Source organism: Dehalococcoides sp., from assembly GCF_041654235.1.
Lineage (GTDB): Bacteria > Chloroflexota > Dehalococcoidia > Dehalococcoidales > Dehalococcoidaceae > Dehalococcoides > Dehalococcoides mccartyi_B.
In genome coordinates, this window is the sequence record NZ_JBAZDW010000088.1 from 1 (window position 1) to 283 (window position 283).

Below are 283 nucleotides of genomic sequence, written 5' to 3' on the forward strand. Positions count from 1 at the left end.
AACGATATTATGTTCGGTTAGTAATTTATCATGGCTATCAACTCCAGCTGCCCATAGCACCTGCCCTGATTTTAATAACACACATGAAAATGCTTTACACATTACTTTCCTCTAGTATTTTATAAGCTTCTTCAAGTTCTTGTTTCATCTTCTATTTCTATACTCCTATTGACTGTAATTGGTATATGGCTGTCATGCCGTCACCTCAACTAAGTCAAAATACAAGGCAATTCTTTTAGTATTAAGGCGTCTGCTGGCCAGATGCAGACGTCCCCCTGCTGAT